Below are 20446 nucleotides of genomic sequence, written 5' to 3' on the forward strand. Positions count from 1 at the left end.
GCCGCGAGGGGTGCGGCCGACCGTTTTCTCCTCGTATACGTGCCAAACTGACGTCATGGCTCAGGCGACGATCATCGGATCCGGCCCGAACGGCCTCGCGGCGGCGGTGTCGCTCGCTCGTGCCGGCTACACGGTGCGCGTCCTCGAAGGCGCGGACACGATCGGCGGCGGGGTCCGTACCCGCGAATCCACGCTCCCCGGCTTCCAGCACGACGTATGCTCCGCCGTGCACCCCGCTGCCCTCTCCTCTCCGTTCTTCCAGGCGTTCGGTCTCGATCGGCGGATCGAGTGGATCCGGCCGGAGGCGTCCTACGCGCATCCCCTCGACGACGGACGTGCGGCGGTGGCATGGCGCGATATCGATCGCACCGCGGCACAGCTCGGCGTCGACGGCGGAGCCTGGCTGTCCCGACTGCGGCCTCTGAGCCGGCACATCGAGGGGGTCGTCGACTTCACGGGCAATCAGCTGCTCCGGATCCCGCGCGATCCGGTGACCGCCGTGCGCTACGCCCTGCGGATGCTGGATCAGGGCACGCCCCTGGCCGCCGCGGCGTTCCGCACGGAGGAGGCCGCCGCACTGATGTCGGGGGTGGTGGCGCACGCGAACTCCCCGCAGCCGTCGCTGGCGGGCGCTGCCGCAGGGCTGCTGCTCGCCGCACTCGGTCACGCGGGAGGCTGGCCCTATCCGCGCGGTGGTGCGCAGCGCATCGCCGACGCCATGGTCGCCGACCTCGAACACCACGGCGGCACCATCGAGGTGAGCACCCCCGTCTCCGATCTCGCGACGCTGGACTGGGGCGACCCGCAGCGCGGCGACCTGCTGCTGCTCAACACCTCGCCGCGACTCGCACTCACGCACCCCGACGTCCCCGCAGGCTACGCCCGCTCCGTCCGTTCCTATCGCTACGGCCCGGGTGCCGCGAAGGTCGACTTCGCCCTCGACGGCCCGGTTCCGTGGACGAACCCCGACGTCGCCGGCGCACCCACCGTGCACCTGGGGGGCACCCGCGCGGAGGTCTGGGCGAGTGAGAACGCCGTCGCCGCAGGCCACGTGAGCGATCGCCCCTACGTGCTCGCCGTGCAGCCCTCTGTCCTCGACGACTCCCGTGCTCCCGCCGGGAAGGCCGTGTTCTGGGCCTACATCCACGTCCCTCCGGGCTCCGACCTCGACCCCACAGAGCTCATCACCGCGCAGGTGGAGCGCTACGCCCCGGGTTTCCGCGACCTGATCCTGGCGCACCACGCGGTGCCGGCGTCGTCGCGGGAGGCGATCAACCCGACCGAGATCGGCGGCGACATCTCCGGCGGAGTGTTCGACATCCGCCAGGCGCTGCGTCGCCCGGTGCTCTCCCCCGCCCCGTGGCGCACCCCGATGCACGGCGTGTATCTGGCCTCCGCCTCGACGCCCCCCGGTCCGTCCGTGAACGGGATGGCCGGTTGGCACGCCGCTCGCACCGCGCTGCGGGATGCGGGAGAACTCGCGGCGCTCTCCGACCTGTTCGGCTGACCGCCCCTCTTCCCTCGCCGATCACGCGCAGCCAGGATGGGAGCATGCGCTACGACATCCCCGCGCCGATGCTCGCCAAAGCGGTGCCCGCGGTGCCCGACCCCGCGAAGACTCCGGGTGGGCTGCTGTACGAACCGAAGTGGGACGGCTTCCGCGGACTCATCGCGTGGGACGGCGAGACGGTGGAGATCGGCTCGCGGGGCGCCAAACCGCTGACCCGCTACTTCCCCGAACTGGTCGATGCGATCCCCCAGCTGCTGCCTGAACCGTGTCTGCTCGACGGGGAGATCGTCGTCGCCACCGGTCCGCACGGATCGCAGCGACTGGACTGGGAGGCGCTGAGCCAGCGCATCCATCCCGCCGCCTCGCGCGTGGCGAAGCTTGCCGTCGAGACACCGGCGATGTTCATCGCCTTCGATCTGCTCGCCGCCGGCGAGGACGATCTGCTCACCGAGTCGTTCGAGACCAGAAGAGCGCGCCTCGAGACGCTCCTGGAGACCGTCGAGCACCCGCTGCACCTCACCCGCGCGACCCGCGATCGCGAAGCCGCGGTGCGCTGGCTGGCCGAGTTCGAGGGAGCCGGACTCGACGGCGTCGTGGCGAAACCGCTCGATCAGCCCTACGCACCCGGCAAGCGCACGCTCTTCAAGATCAAGCACGCCCGCACAGCCGACGTGGTCGCGCTCGGCTACCGCGTCCACAAGTCCGGCTCGGGCGTCGGCTCCCTCCTGGTCGGGCTGTACGACGAGGACGGGACCCTTCGCCAGGTCGGCGGTGTGGCGGCGTGGAGCGATGCCCGTCGGCAAGAACTCGTCGAGGAGCTCGCCCCGCTGGTCGAGCGCGATGAGGCGGGCGAAGCCGTGACCGCGGAGGGCGAGCGATCGCGGTTCAGCGGATCGAAGGATGTCTCGTTCGTGCGGTTGCGTCCTGAGCGCGTGCTCGAGGTGCGATACGACCAGCTCGAAGGCGCTCGCTTCCGTCACACCGTGCAGTTCGAGCGCTGGCGGCCCGATCGCGATGCCCGCTCGTGCACCTACGAGCAGCTGGAGACCGTCGCGGGCTACGACCTCGCAGACGTCCTGAGCTGAAAAGCGCTAGCTGAAACCGTCGTGCGCTGAGATCCCCGACTCGACGGCGGGGGTCAGCCCTTCTCGGCCGGGGTGCCGTCGTCGTCCCAGTTCGCCGCGACCTTCTTGCTCGGCTGCACCCGCGGGGGCTCGCCGGGCATCTTCGGGAACTCCGGCGGGAAGGGCAGCTCGCCCAGCCCGTTCTCCTTGTCGCGCTCCCACCACTCCAGCAGCGTGTCGATGCGTCCTGGGCCGTCCTGCAGCGTCGCCCACGGATCGCCGATGTCATCGAGGCGCTTCGGAATGCTCCGGACGGTGAACGCCGTCGGGTCGAGGCCGTCGAGTTCCTCCCACGCCACCGGTGTCGAGACGGTCGCTCCCGGCAGGGCACGCGGGCTGTAGGCGCCCGCCATCGTGCGGTCGCGGTTGGCCTGGTTGAAGTCGACGAAGATGCGCTCGCCCCGCTCCTCCTTCCACCAGTTCGTCGTGACCTGCTCGGGCATCCGCCGCTCGAGCTCGCGTCCGGCGGCGATCACCGCGTGACGCACATCCAGGAACTCGTGAGTCGGTTCGATCGGCGCGAACACGTGCAGCCCGCGGTTGCCGCTCGTCTTGGCGAAGGCCTCGAGTCCGGCCTCGCGGAGCACCTCGCGCAGCGTGTGGGCGGCTGTCACGGCGTCTGCGAAGTCGGTGCCCGGCTGCGGGTCGAGGTCGATGCGCAGTTCGACGGGATCGTCGGGGTCGGTGGCGAGCGATGCCCACGGGTGGAACACGATCGTGTTCATCTGGACCGCCCAGACGATCGCGCTGGCGCGGTTCAGGACGATCTGCGGGTGTCGACGCCCGCTGTTGTAGGTGACGGTCACGGCATCGACGAAATCCGGCGTCCCCTTGGGCGGGTTCTTCGAGAAGAAGCCCTCCGCTCTGGCCCCTCCGGAGGGGCCGATACCGTCACGGAACCGTTCCAGCGACACCGGGCGGTTGCCGTTGGCGGCCAGGAAAGGGCCGGCGACCAGCTGCACGTACTCGGCCAGTTCCGCCTTGGTGATGCCGAGGTCGGGCCATATCACGCGATTCGGGCTGGAGAGCGCGACCTCGCGCTCTCCGTCGAGGTCGGCGACGGTCAGGGTCACGCGTTCTGAGGCCATGTTCCGACCCTAGGGTGCAGCGAGGACGGACGGAACCCCGCTCGCTCCGCAGCGCGCAGGGTCCGGATCAGGTCAGCAGATCTGGGTCAGTCGCCGAGGTCGACGGCGAGGACCAGGACCGGCGTGAGCGCATCCCGTTCGACGACGATGGAGGGACCGGCCGAGTCGACGATCACCCCGGCTATGTCGGCGTGACTGGTGAGCACCTTCGCGAGCTGCTCGGGTGCGAACGGGAGCGGTCGGTCGCCGCGGCCGAGGGCGATGACCTCGAGCGGGTGCGAGAAGAGCTGCAGGAATCGGCGTCCGTCCGTCGTCTGGGCTTCGGCGATGCCGACGGGGCCGCCGCCGGAACCGTCGTTGACGGCGACCCACATCCGCGTGGTCGCGAGTGCCTCCCCGACCTTGACGGCCGAGTCCTGCTCGCGAGGGGCTGCGAGGATGCTCTTCACCGTCATGTCGACGTCGGCCTGCTCGAGAGTCTTCTGCAGGAGCTCGGTCGGGAAGACCACGCGGTGCGGAGCCGAGGCGTTGTCGACGATGAGGCCGGCGAAGTCACCGGACACGACCTGCTGCAGCACCGAGGTGACCGGCTGAGCGACCGCCGAGGTCGACGAGGGGTCGGCCTCGAGCTGCACGGAATCACGCACGGCGCCCGCCGAGCTGAACGCCAGCATGTACTGGCGGTCCTCGCTGTCTCGGACGACCGCGACCGAAAGGGCCTTGCCCTCGCTGATCTGTGCACGCGCGTCGCCGTTCACGCGGATGTACAGGTGCCCCTGGAGCGCCTGACGCATGACCCCGAGCAGCTGATCGTTGGTCGCGCCGGCTTCGATCTCGGTGAGCGCTTCACGCAGCAGGACGTTGTCCTTCATGCCGGGGACCGTCTCGGTCTGCTCCGGCGGCAGCGCGGACGCGAGGGGCAGGCGCCGCTCCTCGGGCGCCTCGGGCCGGGTGGCAGGACGCGGCGGCGTCTGCGGCGCGGCCGGAGCTGCGGGCGGCGTCTGCGGGTTCGACGGCGCGTCGGAGGACGGCAGCTCGACCTCAGGACCGGCTTCCGCACCGACGCCTCGGAACGCTTGCACCGAGATCCCGATCGACGGCGCCGCAGCGGGCTGCTCGTCGACGGTGCTGTCCGACGTCACGCTGTTCGACGTCACGCTGTCGGACGTCACGCTGTCGGACGTCGCGCTCTCTGACGCCGTGCCTTCGGAGAGCGCACTCTCGGCGGGATGGTCATCCCCCTGCGCTGTGCGGGGCTCGACGGCCTCGGCGGTGGGGGCGACGGCATCGTCACCGGACTTCTTGCGGCGGGAGAAGAGGGCCATATGAGCCAGCCTAACCGGCAATCCGCACGGCGCTCCCTCCCGATGCTCCGCCGACGCGGGCGCACCGGGACGGGGTCAGATCTTCTCGATCGGCGCGACCTTGATGAGGAGCTTCTTCTGTCCCGCCGAGTCGAACCGCACGTGAGCGATGCGCTTCGCGCCCTCGCCGGTCACCGCGTCCACCCGTCCTTCACCGAAGTCGACGTGACGGATGCGGTCGCCCGCGGCGAGTTCGAGGTCGCCGTTGTCGCGCATCTTGGCCGTGACTCTGTTGGGGAACTTGTCCATGGCGGTCGACAGCGGCTTCAAGGAGTCTCGCCCCGGCAACGACTTCACCGCGAAGCGATCTCCGGAGCCCGATCCGCCGAAACCGCCCTGACGACGGGCGTTCAGCGCACGCGACTGCATCCCGCCGCGCGAGTTGACGTCGCCCGGAGACTGCCGCCAGTCGATCAGGTTCGCGGGGATCTCCTGCAGGAAGCGGCTGGGCATCGCGACCGTGACCTCGCCGAACTGCGCGCGGGTCATCGCCAAGGACAGGTGCAGGCGCTTGCGGGCGCGGGTGATCCCCACGTAGAACAGTCGACGCTCCTCCTGCGGCCCTCCGGGCTCTCCCGCCGAGATGCGGTGCGGGATGAGGTCTTCCTCCACGCCGGTGACGAACACCGCGTCGTACTCCAGGCCCTTGGCGGTGTGCATCGTCATGAGCGATACGGAGCCGGATTCGTCGTCGAGATCGTCGGCGTCGGACACCAGGGCGACCTCGGTCAGGAAGTCGGTGATGGTGCCCTCGGGGTTGTTCCGGGCGAAGTCGCGCGTGACGGCGACGAATTCGTCGAGGTTCTCGACGCGTGCCTCGTCCTGCGGGTCGCGGCTGGCTCGCAGCGCGTCGAGGTAGCCGCTCTTCGACAGCAGCAGGCTGAGCCCATCGGCCACCGAGGTGGGTGGCGGCACTTCGCCCGTCGCCGGCAGCATGATCGCCGTCGCTTCGGCGAGCACCGCGTCGAGCTGCGCGATCGCGGCCTGGATCTTCGGGCCGACGCCGAGCTGGCCAGGAAGCGACAGGGCGTCTCGGAACGAGATCCCGTGTTCCTCTGCGAAGCGGGCGATCGCCGTCTCCGTGACATCGCCGATGCCGCGCCGCGGCTTGTTGAGGATGCGGCGGACGGACATCTCGTCGGCGGGGTTGGCGACAGCGACGAGATAGGCGAGCGCGTCCTTGATCTCGGCGCGCTCGTAGAACTTCGTGCCGCCCATGATCTTGTACGGCACAGCGGAGCGGATGAAGATCTCCTCCAGCGCGCGGGACTGCGAGTTCGTGCGATAGAAGACGGCCATCTCCGAGTACGGCATCCCCTTGCGGTGGAGTGCCTCGACCTCGTCGGCGACGAACTGCGCCTCGTCGTGCTGGGAGTACCCGGTGAAGCCGATGATGGCGTCACCGTCGCCCTTGTCGCTCCAGAGCTTCTTGTCCTTGCGGTCGAAGTTGTTGCCGATCACGGCGTTCGCGGCGGACAGGATGTTCTGGGTGGAACGGTAGTTCTGCTCGAGCAGCACCACCTTCGCTCCGGGGAAGTCGCGTTCGAACTCGCTGATGTTGCGGATGTCGGCACCACGGAAGGCGTAGATCGACTGGTCCGAGTCACCGACGACCGTGAGCGACGCCCCGGCCTCACCGGCGCCCGGTGCTGGCTCGGGGTCGGGCTCGAAGATCATCATGCCGTTCGAGGCATATGGCTCCGATGCCGCACCCGCGCCCGATACCGGCCGGGTGAGCTCGTGGATGAGCGCGTACTGGGCGTGGTTGGTGTCCTGGTACTCGTCGACCAGGATGTGCCGGAACCGACGGCGATAGGTGTCCGCCACCTGGGGGAAGGCGCGGAACAGGTAGACGGTCTGGCCGATCAGATCATCGAAGTCGAAGGCGTTGGCCTTCTGCAGCTGCCGCTGGTAGTCGGCGAACACCTCGACGAATACGCGCTCGGCGGGATCCGACATGTTGGCCTGACGCGCATAGCCCTCGGCATCGGACAGCTCGTTCTTCAGCTTGGAGATGCGACCCTGCACCGCGGCGGGGGTGAGCCCGTAGGCATCGGCCTCGTGCTCCTTCACGAGTCGCTTGATGAGCGCGCGCGAGTCGCCGGAGTCGTAGATGGTGAAGTTCTTGGTGAATCCGAACTGCTGGGCCTCGCGACGCAGGATGCGCACGCATGCGGAGTGGAAGGTCGAGATCCACATGCCGCGCGCAGCGTCGCCGATGAGCCCTTCGACACGCTCGCGCATCTCGCCGGCGGCCTTGTTCGTGAAGGTGATCGCGAGGATCTGGCTCGGCCACGCCTCCCGGCTGCGCAGCAGCGAGGCGATGCGGCGGGTGAGCACGCTGGTCTTGCCCGATCCGGCGCCGGCGACGATCAGCAGCGCCGGGCCGCGATAGGTGACGGCCTCGAGCTGCTGAGGGTTGAGGCCGGCGAGGAGATCGTCCTGCCCCGGGGTTCCCGACGAGCGAGGACCAGCTGTGGAGGGGACGATGAGAGGAGCTTCGGTCATGGCCCTACGAGTCTAGGCGTCGGCACCGACACCACGGCACGGAACCTCGCCTCCCCGGAGGCGTGCAGCGACTGCGCGTGCAGGGGACGCTACCGGGTCTCCAGCGCAAGGCGTCCGGCCAGGAGCACGTAGGTCGCGGCGAAGGAGCGGCGCAACCAGGTCACGACCCTCGGCCGCCCCAGCACCTGGGTGCGCATCGTGGCGGCGAAGATGCCGTACAGTGCGAAGACCACGAAGGTGAGAGCCATGAACACGAGGCTGAGTCCTGCCATCTGCCAGGCGGCGTCCGGCGCCTGCGACGGCACGAACTGAGGGAGGAAGGCGAAGAAGAAGATCGTGAGCTTCGGGTTGAGCACGTTGATGAGCACCGCCGTGCCGATCACGCGCCACGACGAGCGCGGAGCAGGATCCTCTTCGGCCTGGATCAGCGACTTGTCGCGCAGCGTCTGCCAGGCGAGGAAGAGCAGATAGGCGATGCCGATCCACTTGATCGTCTCGAATGCCACGGCGGAGGCGTTCAGGATCGCGGCCAGCCCGGTGATCGCCGCGATCATGTGGGGGATGACGCCGAGCGTGCAGCCGAATGCGGCGATGATGCCCGCTCTGCGCCCACGGGAGATGCCCTCGGCGATGGAGTAGACGGCGCCGGTGCCGGGCGTCGCGACGATCACCAGCGTGGTCAGCAGGAATGCGATGCTCATCGACGTCCTCTCATGCGGTTCCCCGCGCTCACACCCTGTCTAGTCGGTCGGGCGTCGTGCGCGCACCCCCTGGAGGAAGATGGCGCGGGTGCGCGGGGGCACGAGCAGATCGCACCCCCGCTCACGACTCAGGCCCCGCGCCGCCGACGTCCCATCGTCGCCGCGCCGGCGGTGAGCAGCAGCAGCGCCAGGACTGCACCCGCGAGGGGAAGCTCGGATCCGGTGGCCGCGAGCCCACCTGCGCCGGCTCCTGCACCGGCCCCTGCTCCCGCTCCTGCGCCCGCTTCCGCAGAGATCCGGATGTCGGCCCAGCCGAGGAGAGCGCCGCTCGCATCGAACACCGCGATCCGATGTGCCCCGAGCGGTGCATCCGCCGGGATCCTCACCGCGATGGTGCCGCCCTCCGCGAGCGCGCCCGTCGCGATACGCGTCGGATCGGAGTACATCCATACCGCGACGTCCGTGCCAGCGCCCTTCGCGTCGACGGTGATCGTGACCGTCTGGCCTCGCGTCGCGACCGCGGGATCGACGGTGAGACCACCGCGGTTGCCGTCGACGAGCTCCGTGCCGGGAAGCGGCGGGATCTCTCCTCCAGGAGTGCCGCCACCACCGGGGAGCGTCCCGGTGCGCAGCGCCTCCGAGGCGAAACCGTCGGCGAACCACCAGACCGGCCGCTGCGCGTCGACCGAAAGCGAGGCCGGCGCCGTGGCGAAGCCCTCGTTGTTGATGTCGGGCATTCCAGCCGGGCGGGCGTAGTGCGCGATGCCCGGCTGTGCGGTGCCGTTCAGCGTGATCTCGGCCGAGCGCCCCTGACACCCGTCGTCGCACACCGCCCAGAGGCTGTCGCGTACGCTGTCGTAGTCGAGCGCCATCACTCCGGCGAGGCCGGGAGCGATCTCCGAGACCAGCGTCGCCGAGCCGTCGGAGCCGAGCGCGAAGGCGTACACATGACCGTTGTCCTCGACCGCGACGAGGAACAGCCCGCCCCCGTGTCCCGCGTAGTCCTTCGGGTCGTATGCTGCGCTCTTCCGGTCGTCGAAGAGCTTTCCGGCGAGCGCGGAGTCCGGAACCCACTGCACGGCCTCCATGCCGAGGTTCGCCCCGACCGCAGGCAGCAGCGAGGTCAGGTCCCACTCCTGCTGGGCGACGAGGTCGCCGGGCGAGGCATCGGGGTCGACCTTCAGCACCACGTTCTGGTTCACGCCCTTGGCGCTGTTGTCTCGCTCGGATGCGACGTAGACGAAGCCGTCTCCGTCGACCGTGATGCCTTCGGTGTCTGGACCTGCGGCTCCCGGGTTCGCTGCATCCTTCTGGAAGCGCACCCGCTTGCCCGCATCCCAGCCGTCGACCTTCTCGATGGAGCCGTCGGCGTGCGCTTCGAGCTTCCAGATGCGCCCCTCGCCGTTGTCGACCGCCCAGAGGAACGCCCCGTCGGCCGTCTCCTGCACGTCGAGACCAGAGCTGTCCTCGAGGAACGTCGGGATGCTGTCCACCACGCGCACCTCAGCGGAGCCTGGCCACGTTCCCACGGCGACCTCGCCGGCACAGACGTTCGCGACGCCCTTCGTGGAAGCAGCGGTGACGGCGAACGCGCCGGTGGTGTCGGGGCAGCGGCCCCAGGTGGTCGCGGCGTGGCCATCGCCCCACGAGGTCGAGTCCACGAGCAGATCGCCGTCGAACACCCGCACCGCATCGCCCGCGCCGAGTCCGAAGCCGAGCTGAGCCCGCTCGATCACGAGGTACTCCCCCGCTCCGATCGTGGTGCCGTCCGGAATCGCGTAGGCGTGCGCGTCATCGTCGTCCTTCACCACGATGCCCGACACATCGAGCGCGGTGTCCGTCGGGTTCACGAGCTCCACCCAATCGTCGGGTGAGCCGCCGTCGGACTCGACCTCGTTGATGCGCACCGGGTTGCCGCACGCGTTGCGCAGCCCCTTGGTCGAGACCGCGATGTCGACGAAGTCCCCGATGCCGTCGGCACAGCGGGCGAGAACGCCGGCCGCGTGCGCGGTGTAGACGTGCTCATCGACCGTGTTGCCGTTCGCGTCGCGGATCGTCACGGTGTCGCCATTGCCGAGACCGAAGACGAAGTTCGACGGCTGGTCGAAGACGAAGTAGCCGCCCGGCTGCAGGATCGTCCCGGACGGGAGCGGCGTGGTCTCGGCGGCGTGCCCCGTCGGGTCGCTGTCCATCACGGTCCAGCCGGAGAGGTCGACCGCTGTGGCCCCGGTGTTGACGATCTCGACCCAGTCGGTGGTGTCGCCGTTCGACTCGATCTCGTTGATCACGACGTCGGGCATGACGCACGAGTTCGTCGCACCGGGAGTCGGGTGCGCGAGCACGAACGCCCCGATGCCGTCGGGGCAGCGGGCCAGGGTGGCTGCGGCGAAGTCGCCGTCGATCGCCGCGTGGCCCTGCCAGGGCAGCGTGTCGTCGATCATCGTGCCCGAGGCGTCGTAGAGCCGGATGCGGTCGGCGCTGCCGATGCCGATCGGCTCGCGGAAGGCCACCTCGACGCCTCCGGAGAGGCCGATCGTCCCCTCCTCGACGACGAGGAACTGTCCCGCTCCGATCTGCGTTCCCGGAAGGAACTGCCAGCGGTGATCGTCGGAGTTGTCGCGGATCTCGTAGCCCGAGATATCGAGCGCTGCGGTGCCGGGGTTGAAGAACTCCACCCAGTCGGCCGGCTGCGAGTCGACCTCGTTGACGACGATGGAGCCGGCGACGGGAGCGACCGCGCAGTCGTTCGGCGCGCCCGGCGTGACCGTCGTCGCAGGTGCCCACGGCCCCGTCCCGTCGGGACAGCGTGCCCACACCGACAACGGCGCGGTGTTCTCGTACGCATAGGAGTCCGCTTCGGCGCCGCTCGGATCGAACAGCACGACCTCGTCGCCCTTGCCGAGTCCGAAGGCGAAGTCGACGTCTTTCACGAGCACCAGGAACTCCCCCGGCGCGAGAGACGTGCCATCCGGCGCCTTGCCGAAGCTGTCGCGCTTCTCGTCGGCGATGGTCCAGCCGGTGAGGTCGATCGTCTCAGCGCCGGCGTTGTAGAGCTCGACCTGATCGGCGAGGCCGCTAGCCGCGTCGTCGTAGACGATCTCGTTCAGCACGAGGCTCGGAGCAGCCGAGATCGCTTCGGTCGGACGGATGCCGGGATCGGCGCCGATCGCGACGGCGGGAGTGGCGAGCAGAGCGGCGGCGCTCAACGCGCACACCGCCGTGACCGCCGCAGCACGATGCATGTGGGGCATGGAGGACTCCTGGGTGGCTGGGCCGGCAGCCTCCGCGGGACGCGAGGACGGTCCGGACGGGACTCAGTCGGGTACCAGCCCAGACCAGCGACCCCGGATGGCCGCCGAGGATCCCTCGGGTGCACACCAGGTGAACAGGAGGTGGCGATTCCCGTCAGGCGATTCGCGTGCCAGGGGGCAGACGCCGGGCGGGGGTGCGGGTGCGCGCCCATGCCCCCGCGAACAGCGAGCCGGCGATGACGACCTGCACTCCGAGTCCGACGAACCAGCTCGGCACCGTCGATTCGATGACCTCTTGCGGTGTGCGGTATCCGCCATCGGGGTCACAGGCGTCCCAGCGCTGTTCGAGCGGCGACTGCTGGGCGCTGCGCAGGCCGTACTTGATCTGACCGAACAGGTCGACGGGGTAGCCACCGGTCGCATACTCGGTCGGGGTGGCATCGGCGAGCACGACGAAGGGGTTCGCCGACAGGGTCCACCAGACCAGATCGAATCGCGGCACCTCCTGCATGCTGTTCACCTCCCAGCGATCGCATTCGGGGTTGCCGTTCGCGTCGTACGGGCGGGAGTAGACGGTGGCCTCGCCGCGCACCGCCATGCCGCCGAGTCCGAACGCGATCAGCGTTCCGAACACGAGGGCGGCGACCACGAGATACGTCGTCGCCACCGAGAACAGCGGGCGCGCGATGAGACCGCTCAGGCCCACGCCGATCGCGGCGACGACGATGATCTCGGCGGCGAGCACGAGCAGGGAGACGAGCAGCACGACGGGGTTGGTGCCTCCGCCGAGCAGGGAGAGCCCGAGGAACGGAACCGCCACGACCAGGAAGGCACCGCCGGTGGCGACCGCAGCGACGAGCTTGCCCAGCATGATGTCACCGGTCGATGCGGCGGTCACCTGCACCGCGGCGAGGGTGGCGGCATCCCGATCGCCGTTGATCGCGTTGCCGCTGAGCGTCGGCGAGACGAGCACGACCAGCAGCAGGACGACGTGGACCACGATCGAGTACACGCCGGCGCCGATCGCGTCGCCCCACGAGTACACGGCGAAAGACAGAGCCGTGACGCCGAGCAGTACCAGAGCGAAGACGCCGAGCAGCACGTACCACCCGACGCTGCGCAGCCGCTGGGTCAGTTCCAGTCGGGCGATGATGCCGATGTTCGCGAGGCTCATGCGCCCGCCTCCGTTCCGGTGGGTGCTGGGGGCGGTGACGCCTGTTGCAGGTTCAGGAAGGTGTGCTCCAGCTGGCTCTGCGCCGGCGCGAACTCGACGACCGGGAGTCCCGCCTCGACGAGGTGCCGCAGTGCCTGCGCCGCAGCCCCCTCCCCTTCCAGGCGGACGAGCACTGCACCGCGATCCTGTCCGAGCGATTCGGGCGCAATGCCGAGGGTCGATGCCACCTGCCATGCGTCGGCCTTCGTCCGCTCCTCCGTCGCGCCGGCGAGACGCACCCGCCAGGCCCGCATCACGCGCTGTGCCGGCGCAGCGTCGACGACGGAGCCGGCGACGAGGAACACCGCGTCGTCGACGACCTCGTCCAGCTCGGAGAGGATGTGGCTGGAGATCAGCACGGTGCGCCCCTCGGCGGCAAGGCCGCGCAGCAGCACGCGCAACTGCACCCGCGCTTCGGGGTCGAGACCGGAGGCCGGCTCATCGAGGAGAAGGACCTGCGGATCGTGCACGAGGGCACGCGCGAGTCCGAGCTTCTGCTTCTGGCCACGGGAGAGCACCTTGGCCGGGGAGTCAGCGAGGTCAGCCAGACCGACGAGGGCGAGCAGCTGCTGGGCGCGGACCTCGGCATCGGGCTTCTCGATCCCGTACAGACGGGAGGTCGTGACGATGGTCTCGCGAGCTGTGAGCGACGGCCAGGCGCCGAGCGCGTCCGGCATCCAGCCGAGCAGACGTCGCGCGGCGAGCGGGTCGACCGACGGGTCGACACCGCCGATGCTGATCGTCCCCGCGTCGGGAGCGAGCAGGGAGGCGAGCATCAGGAGCAGCGTCGTCTTGCCCGCACCGTTCGGACCAACGAGGCCGGTCACGCGCCCCGGCTCCGCCTGAAGAGTGGCCCCCTTCACCGCCTGCACCGTCCCGAATGCTCTGCTGACGTCTTGCACAACGATTCCGGTCATGCGGTCAGTCTGGCATCCGCACATGGTCTCGACCGGGACCTCCGGGCGGATGCTCAGTCCCGGCGGGTGGGTGGTGACACAATCGGCTCATGCGCACGATCCTCAACATCATCTGGGTCATCCTGGCCGGATGGGCCCTGTTCCTCGGGTACGTCCTGGCCGGCATCCTGCTGTGCATCCCGATCATCACGATCCCGTGGGCGATCGCCTCGTTCCGCATCGCCGCCTACGCGATCTGGCCCTTCGGACGAGAGGTCATCAGCAAGCCGACCGCCGGGGTCGGATCGTTCCTCGGCAACGTGCTCTGGGTGATCCTCGCCGGCTGGTGGCTCGCGATCGGCCACATCGTCTCGGGCATCCTGCTGTGCATCACGATCATCGGCATCCCGATGGGCATCGCCGACTTCAAGATGGTCCCCGTCTCCCTCATGCCGCTGGGCAAGGAGATCGTCTCCACGCGGCGCGGTGCCTTCGACCGCACACTCTGAACGGGATGCCTCCTGCACTGAACCGATCTACACTGGCGCGATGGATGCCGCCCGCCTGATCGCCTGGGATCAGGAGCTACGGTCGGCGCATTCCCGCCTGCGTGCCGCCCTCGCTGCCACGCGCGACGCGCTCGCCCGGGGTGCGGACTTGCCGGATGCGACGTCGGAGCTCGTGCTCTACTGCATCGGCTTCTGCGCCGCCCTCGACGGTCACCACGGCGCCGAGGACCGGCAGCTCTTCCCCTCCCTGCGCGCCGAACATCCCGAGCTCGGCGGAGTCATCGACAAGCTCATGCAGGATCACTCGATGCTCGCCCACCTGCTCGCCTCGCTGCGCAGTGCGGCCGAGCGCGGAGATGACTCGGCGACGATCGGCGCGCACCTCGACGGGATCGCGGCGATCATGGAATCGCACTTCCGGTTCGAGGAACGGGAGATCCTCGAACCGCTGCGCACGCTGACGCTCGACGACGATGTGAAGAGCGTGCTCGGCCCGCTCTGACGCGGTCGGGGACGACTCAGCCGCGGAAGAAGGCGACGCCCAGATCCGGGTGGTCCACGAACACCCCGTCGATGCCCTGACGGGCGAGGACGCCCCACTCCGCCTCGTAGTCGCCGAACTCCCCGCGGCCGCCCGGTCCTCGGAACTCCGCGGCGAGGAAGGCGTTCTCCGGTCGGCATGTCCACGTGAAGACCTGAAGTCCGCGCGCGTGCGCATCCGCGACGATCGTGTTGCCGCGGTCGAGCAGCATCTTCTTGCTCACGCTGATGCCGTCGACCCGGCCGACCAGAGCGTCGAGCCCCTTCGGCGCGACCGTCTCCTTGTAGGTGAGAGCACGCTTGCCCTCCGCCACCAGCAGGTCGTAGGGACGCCCCGACGCCTCGATCAGATAGATGTACGAGGCCGAGATCCCGCGCTCTCGCAGCTGCCCGAGCACGGTCGATTCGAAGCACTCGATCACCAGGGGCAGCTCGCCCTCGGCCCATCCGGCGTCGCGCAGCTCGAGGTCGATGAGCGGGGCGAGCTCAAGGCCGATGCTCGCGAAGTACGTGGCGTGCTTGACCTCGAGCACCACGCCGATCTCGCGTCCGTGCTCCACCGAACCCTCACGCACGATGTCGAGCACGTCGCGCAGTCGCAGGATCTGCTGAGCGCCGTCGAAACTCGCGCTCGAGGCCCGCACCTCCGGCAGACGCTCCCGGATACGCAGGGTGGACAGCTCCGCCCAGGTGAAGTCCTCGGTGAACCAGCCGGTCAGCGCGTTTCCGTCGACGCGTTTGGTCGTCTTGCGGTCGGCGAACTCCGGATGGTCCGCCACATCGGTCGTGCCCGAGATCTCGTTCTCGTGACGCACGATGAGCACACCGTCCTTCGTCGCCACGACGTCGGGTTCGACCGCATCCACCCCCATGGCGAGGGCGAGCTCGTAGGAGGAGCGGCTGTGCTCCGGACGGTAGCCGGGCGCACCGCGGTGCCCGATGACGAGGGGGGAATTCCTGGGCACGCTCTCAGCGTAGAACACCCCGGCGGCGCCCCCTGCCGAGTATCGTGGAGGAAAGAGACCTACTACCCCCCTTTGGAGTGAGGCCCACCAATGAGCAACTTCGCTTTCAACAACCCTGCTTTCCAGCAGCAGGACCCGCGCAACGTCGCGACGTACCCGGGCGGACCTCAGGCTGCCCAGGGCGCGCAGAGCGCCTCGCTCCAGCACGGGGCGATGGACGCTGCGGCCAACGCACAGCTCGAGGGCATGTACGCGGCACCGCCCGCCGGCGCCATCGAGACCGACCGCATGTCGGTCGAGGACACCGTCTGGAAGACCGCCGGCCTGTTCGGCATCCTGCTCGTCACCGCCGCGATCGGCTGGGTGCTGACGCTCGGCGGACTCGACGTCCCCCGCTACAACCCGTACAACCCCGCTGCCGTCAACGTGCTGCCGTGGGCCATCGGAGCCCTCGGCGGCTTCGTGCTCGCCATGGTCATCACGTTCACGTCGCGCAAGAAGGTGCGCCCCGCGCTCATCTTCGCCTACGCGGCCTTCGAGGGTCTCTTCATCGGCGGCATCTCGGCGTTCTTCGAGGTGCAGTGGCCCGGCATCGTGTTCCAGGCGACGCTCGCGACGATCTCGGTCGTCGGTGTGACCCTCGCGCTCTTCGCGAGCGGCAAGATCCGCGCCTCGAAGAAGGCCACCAAGATCTTCATGATCGCGATGATCGGCTACCTGGTCTTCTCGCTTCTGAACCTCGTCCTCATGTGGACGGGCGTGAACACCAACGCGTTCGGTCTGTTCAGCCAGGAGATCTTCGGCATCCCGCTCGGCCTCATCATCGGCGTCCTCGTCGTGATCATGGCCGCGTACTCGCTGGTGCTCGACTTCGATCAGATCCAGCAGGGCGTCCGCAACGGCGCTCCCCGCAAGTACGGCTGGCTCGGCGCCTTCGGCATCATGGTCACTGTCGTGTGGCTCTACGTCGAGATCCTGCGCATCATCGCGATCGCCCGCGGCAACAACTGACGCGACCACGTCGCCACAGTCGCAGAGGCCCGTCTCCCACGAGGGAGTCGGGCCTCTTGGCATATCCGGGGGTGCGCGCGCAAGGGGTTGGCACTCGGAACCGGATTTCGGCAGGCTTGTGGACAAGAAGCCCCGGCACCCCGGGGCTCCCGATCACAGGAGCTGACCATGAGTTTTCTCGGCTTTCTTCTTCTCGGCCTCATCGCCGGTGCCATCGCCAAGCTGATCCTTCCCGGCAAGCAGGGCGGCGGCTGGTTCATCACGCTGCTTCTCGGCGTCGTGGGTGCGCTGCTCGGCGGCTGGCTCGGCAGCCTGATCCTCAACCGTCCGCTGACCGAGTTCTGGGACCTGGGCACGTGGCTCCTCGCCATCGGCGGCTCGATCATCGTCCTGCTGATCTACGGCCTGATCGCCGGCCGTGGCCAGAAGGTCAACGACTGACGATCCCCCGGATCCAGACGCCCGCCCCCTTCGGCAGCATCACGCTACCGAAGGGGGCGGGTCATTTCTGTGCGCCCTGCGCCTTGCGCTCCAGCAGTGCGCGCTCCCGATCGTTGCCGGCGAGCGCCGCCGCGGTGGCGAACTCGCTGCGGGCCTCCTCCTCGCGACCGAGTCGACGCAGCAGCTCTCCCCGAGTGGCCGGCAGTAGATGGTAGCCGCGCAGCGCCCCGGAACTCGCCAGCTCGTCGATGATGCGCAGCGCGGACGCAGGGCCGGTTGCCATCGCGACGGCCGCCGCTCGATTGAGCTCCACCACCGGTGACGGGGAGATGCGGCCCAGCGCCTCGTACAGCAGGACGATCCGATCCCAGTCCGTCTCGTCGACCGACGCCGCCACGGCATGACACTCCGCGATCGCCGCCTGCAGGCAATACGTCCCCCGGCCGCGGCCGAGCGCATCGGCGGTGGCGAGAGAAGCCCGACCCCGCGCGATACGACCCCGGTCCCAGCGCCTGCGATCCTGATCGGCCAGCAGCACGGGGTCTCCATGTCTGTCCACCCGCGCGGCGAACCGGGCCGCCGTGAGCTCCATCAGGGACAGCAGACCGTGCGCCTCGGGTTCCTGCGGCATGAGAGCGGCGAGCACCCGGCCGAGGCGGATGGCCTCGTCGCTCAGCTCAGGACGCATCCATTCAGGCCCACTGCTCGCGGCGTGCGCCTCGTTGAAGATCAGATACAGCACCCCGAGGATCGCACCGATGCGCTGAGCCCGCTCCTCACGGGGCGGCACTTCGAACGGAGCGTTCGCGGCGGCGAGCGTCTTCTTCGCGCGGACGATGCGCTGCTGCACGGTCGCCGTCGGCACCAGGAACGCACGGGCGATCTCCTCACTCGACAGCCCGCCGACGACACGCAGCGTCAGAGCGACCTGAGCCTCCTTGGCGAGGACCGGGTGGCAGGAGATGAAGATCAGTCGCAGCACGTCGTCATCCACGGCATCCGGATCCCACAGCAGGTCGCCGCCCTCCGCCTGTTCCCGCTCCAGGTCATGCGCGAGTAGGGCCACCCTGTCGTCGAGTCGTTCCTGGCGGCGCCACCGGTCGATGGCCTTGCGCTTCGCGACCGCCGTCAACCATGCCCCGGCGTTACGCGGAACACCCTCGACCGGCCACTGCTGCAACGCATCGATCAACGCTTCCTGGGCCAGGTCCTCCGCGAGCCCGAAGTCACCCACCATCCGGGTGAGCGCGCCGACGATACGCGCCGACTCGATGCGCCACACCGCGGCGACGGCGCGCTCCGCCGACCCGGGATCGGGTGCCGAGCGCGCCGTCTCGCTGTGCACGGGAGGCGTCATCGCTGCTCGTCCGTCACTGCTGCGCGCGCTGCTCTGCGTCCTCGCGCCAGCCCGCTTCCTTCTGGATCCACTCGTTGTCGGCGGGGAAGTCCTCGACGCCGGTCACGCGACGCACCTCGAGGTACGACCCTCGTCCGAGAGGAGCACGGCTCGCCCACTCCGCTGCCTCTTCGCGCGTGGGGACCTCGATGATCCAGAAGCCGTTGAAGAGCTCTTTGGTCTCGCCGTAGGGGCCGTCGGTGATCAGCGGCTTCTCGGCGCTGAAGTCGACGACGAAGCCCTCGGCTGCGTCGGTCAGTCCCTCACCGGCCACGAGCACACCGGCCTTGATCATGGATTCGTTGTACTTGCCCATGGCCTCGATGACCTGGTCGAAGGGCATCTCCTTGTACGCCTCCACAGCCTCGTCGGTCGCGCGCATGATGAGCATGAACTTCATGGTGTTCTCCTTGTTCGATGGGCCGTCTCTCGACCCTCTCATCTAGGACGTCGAACGGGAACGCCGCGGATCGACATCGTTCCGGAATTCTCTCCGAGAAATTCTGTCCGAGCGACGGAGAAGCTCTGGTCTCGGGAAGTCAGGCGCGACGGGACGGGCGCGCGGCGGCTTCGGCGATCACTGCCGTGAGGGCGTCGAGCGAGCGCTGCGGGCTCCACGCGGCCGCGACCGACGGGGCTTCGGCGCTCAGAGCCGCAAGTCGATCGGGGTCTGTGAGCAGTGCGCGGATCGCCTGTCCCAGCGCCTCGACGTCACCGCTCGGGACCAGAACGCCGCCGCCCTGTTCCAGGACATCGCGGATACCGTACCGGGCGTCGTAGGACACCACCGGGGCACCGTGCAGGAGCGCCTCGACGATCGACAGCGGCTGTCCCTCGAAGGCGGTCGCGGTGACGATCATCGCGGCTCGATCGAGAACGGTTCCCGGTGAATCCGTGTAGCCGGCGAGGAGCACACGACCTCCCGCATCGAGCTCCGCGATCAACGCGCGCAGCCGTTCCTCCTCCGGGCCGCCGCCCCAGATCTCCATGCGGGTGCCAGGTACGTCGGCCGCGAGGAAGGCGCGGATCGCCTGATCGACGCGTTTTCCGGCGGCGAGGCGCCCCAGCACGACCACGAGGCCCTCCTCGCGCAGGTCGTCGCTACGGTCGACCGGAGCGATGGGGTTCGGCACCAGGACGTGCCGTGCCGATGCACCGAAGCGCGACACGACGTCATCGCGCTGCGTGGCGGTCGGCCAGATCACGGCGTCGAACCGGTCGGCCAGCCGGAACCACCGTGTCCAGAGCGTGTTCATCGGGGCATCAGGCGTGTACGGCGCCTCCACGTGCATGGTGTGGATCGTGTGCAGGATGCGCACGCGCGGGTCGGACCAGTCCGCGATGAGCTCGCCGAGCTGCCTGGACTCGCAGATCACGATGATCCGACGGTCGCCGAAGGCCGCGGTCACGTGGTCGAGCCAGGCTCGATAGAGGCCGCGGAAGCCGTGCAGCGCTCCCGTCACCTGGCCCGCGGCGTCGTAGACGAGCACGGGCTCCTCGCTCAGATGCCAGTCCGGGTTGCCCGGGATCACCGGCAGCGCCGCGAACGGTCGCCCCTCGGCATCCGTGAGCACCCGGTACTCCACATCGGGATCGGCGCTCACCGCGGGATCGGCGGCTGTCCGCAGCCAATCGGCCGCTCCCCCGCCGGAAGCCGTGGCCTCGTCGAACAGGTTGCGCATCCGCGAGGAGTCGACGAGCGCACCCTGCTCCACGAACGTCTGCCGGTGCGCGGCATGGTCGGCCGCGGTTCCTGGGTCGAACGTGAGCAGCTGCGGGCCCGATCCGTCGGCCACACCGGCGCTCGCGAGCTGGCGGGCACGGGCCAGCGTCGCGATCGTGTATCCGCCGTCCATACCGGGGATGAGCCGACTGGACAGCACCAGATACTCGGCGTCGGGAAGTGCCGGCGCCGCGTCGGGGAGCATC

At 69.2% G+C, this 20446-nt stretch carries 17 protein-coding genes; 6 read left to right on the plus strand and 11 right to left on the minus strand.

From position 1 onward, the window contains the following. Positions 1-55: 55 nt before the first annotated feature. Together HDC31_RS12170 and HDC31_RS12175 are read left to right on the plus strand one after the other, a co-directional pair. A complete protein-coding gene (locus HDC31_RS12170; RefSeq protein ID WP_179516150.1) occupies positions 56-1507 on the plus strand; it encodes an NAD(P)/FAD-dependent oxidoreductase in 1452 nt (483 codons plus the stop codon). A gap of 44 nt (positions 1508-1551) precedes the next feature. Beyond that, entirely contained in the window at positions 1552-2595 is a 1044-nt protein-coding gene (locus tag HDC31_RS12175; RefSeq protein ID WP_113681029.1) for an ATP-dependent DNA ligase, read from the plus strand. 53 nt (positions 2596-2648) lie between these two features. Here HDC31_RS12175 and ligD read toward each other — a convergent pair whose 3' ends face one another. The 7 genes from ligD to HDC31_RS12210 all read right to left on the minus strand — a co-directional run bounded on the left by ligD (position 2649) and on the right by HDC31_RS12210 (position 13676). Beyond that, positions 2649-3722, minus strand: coding sequence for a non-homologous end-joining DNA ligase (gene ligD / locus HDC31_RS12180; protein WP_113681028.1), 1074 nt, complete (start codon positions 3720-3722; stop codon positions 2649-2651). 86 nt (positions 3723-3808) lie between these two features. Further along, positions 3809-5047 (minus strand): SseB family protein, encoded by a 1239-nt coding sequence (locus HDC31_RS12185; protein WP_179516151.1) that lies wholly within the window; start codon positions 5045-5047, stop codon positions 3809-3811. A gap of 75 nt (positions 5048-5122) precedes the next feature. After that, positions 5123-7594 carry an ATP-dependent helicase gene (locus tag HDC31_RS12190; RefSeq protein ID WP_058632660.1) on the minus strand — a complete coding sequence of 824 codons (2472 nt, stop codon included), beginning with the start codon at positions 7592-7594 and terminating at the stop codon, positions 5123-5125. 89 nt (positions 7595-7683) lie between these two features. Continuing rightward, complete coding sequence (locus HDC31_RS12195) at positions 7684-8295, minus strand: LysE family translocator (protein WP_046748806.1); 612 nt, start codon at positions 8293-8295, stop codon at positions 7684-7686. A 128-nt stretch (positions 8296-8423) separates the two neighbouring features. Beyond that, complete coding sequence (locus HDC31_RS12200) at positions 8424-11546, minus strand: lamin tail domain-containing protein (RefSeq protein WP_179516152.1); 3123 nt, start codon at positions 11544-11546, stop codon at positions 8424-8426. Between the two features lie 154 nt (positions 11547-11700). Continuing rightward, positions 11701-12720: an ABC transporter permease gene (locus HDC31_RS12205; protein ID WP_179516153.1), complete on the minus strand. Its 1020-nt coding sequence runs from the start codon at positions 12718-12720 to the stop codon at positions 11701-11703. Further along, on the minus strand, positions 12717-13676 hold the full coding sequence (locus tag HDC31_RS12210; RefSeq protein ID WP_113681640.1) for an ABC transporter ATP-binding protein: 960 nt from the start codon (positions 13674-13676) through the stop codon (positions 12717-12719). The genes HDC31_RS12205 and HDC31_RS12210 overlap by 4 nt, the downstream gene beginning before the upstream one ends. 89 nt (positions 13677-13765) lie before the next feature. Between HDC31_RS12210 and HDC31_RS12215 the strand changes: the two genes are divergently transcribed. Beyond that, the gene (locus HDC31_RS12215; RefSeq protein WP_046748802.1) at positions 13766-14164 is read left to right on the plus strand and encodes a YccF domain-containing protein; all 399 of its coding nucleotides are present in this window, start codon (positions 13766-13768) and stop codon (positions 14162-14164) included. 40 nt (positions 14165-14204) lie between these two features. Then, positions 14205-14666 carry a hemerythrin domain-containing protein gene (locus HDC31_RS12220; protein WP_113681641.1) on the plus strand — a complete coding sequence of 154 codons (462 nt, stop codon included), beginning with the start codon at positions 14205-14207 and terminating at the stop codon, positions 14664-14666. Positions 14667-14682: 16 nt separating this feature from the next. Here the strand turns inward: HDC31_RS12220 and HDC31_RS12225 are convergent, their stop codons facing one another. After that, a complete protein-coding gene (locus HDC31_RS12225; protein ID WP_061018613.1) occupies positions 14683-15669 on the minus strand; it encodes a glycerophosphodiester phosphodiesterase family protein in 987 nt (328 codons plus the stop codon). 90 nt (positions 15670-15759) lie between these two features. On the opposite strand from HDC31_RS12225, the gene HDC31_RS12230 reads away from it, so the two are divergent. Further along, positions 15760-16680, plus strand: a complete 921-nt coding sequence (locus HDC31_RS12230; protein ID WP_046748800.1) for a Bax inhibitor-1/YccA family protein — start codon at positions 15760-15762, stop codon at positions 16678-16680. Between the two features lie 168 nt (positions 16681-16848). After that, the gene (locus HDC31_RS12235) at positions 16849-17121 is read left to right on the plus strand and encodes a GlsB/YeaQ/YmgE family stress response membrane protein (RefSeq protein WP_045263759.1); all 273 of its coding nucleotides are present in this window, start codon (positions 16849-16851) and stop codon (positions 17119-17121) included. A gap of 61 nt (positions 17122-17182) precedes the next feature. Here the strand turns inward: HDC31_RS12235 and HDC31_RS12240 are convergent, their stop codons facing one another. The 3 genes from HDC31_RS12240 to HDC31_RS12250 all read right to left on the minus strand — a co-directional run bounded on the left by HDC31_RS12240 (position 17183) and on the right by HDC31_RS12250 (position 20445). Then, on the minus strand, positions 17183-18478 hold the full coding sequence (locus tag HDC31_RS12240; protein ID WP_061018580.1) for an RNA polymerase sigma factor: 1296 nt from the start codon (positions 18476-18478) through the stop codon (positions 17183-17185). Between the two features lie 13 nt (positions 18479-18491). Next, positions 18492-18917 (minus strand): YciI family protein, encoded by a 426-nt coding sequence (locus tag HDC31_RS12245; RefSeq protein WP_058632653.1) that lies wholly within the window; start codon positions 18915-18917, stop codon positions 18492-18494. A gap of 139 nt (positions 18918-19056) precedes the next feature. Further along, complete coding sequence (locus tag HDC31_RS12250) at positions 19057-20445, minus strand: glycosyltransferase (protein WP_113681642.1); 1389 nt, start codon at positions 20443-20445, stop codon at positions 19057-19059. Position 20446: the final 1 nt, after the last annotated feature.

It is taken from the genome of Microbacterium sp. JAI119, from assembly GCF_013410135.1.
GTDB lineage: Bacteria > Actinomycetota > Actinomycetes > Actinomycetales > Microbacteriaceae > Microbacterium > Microbacterium oxydans.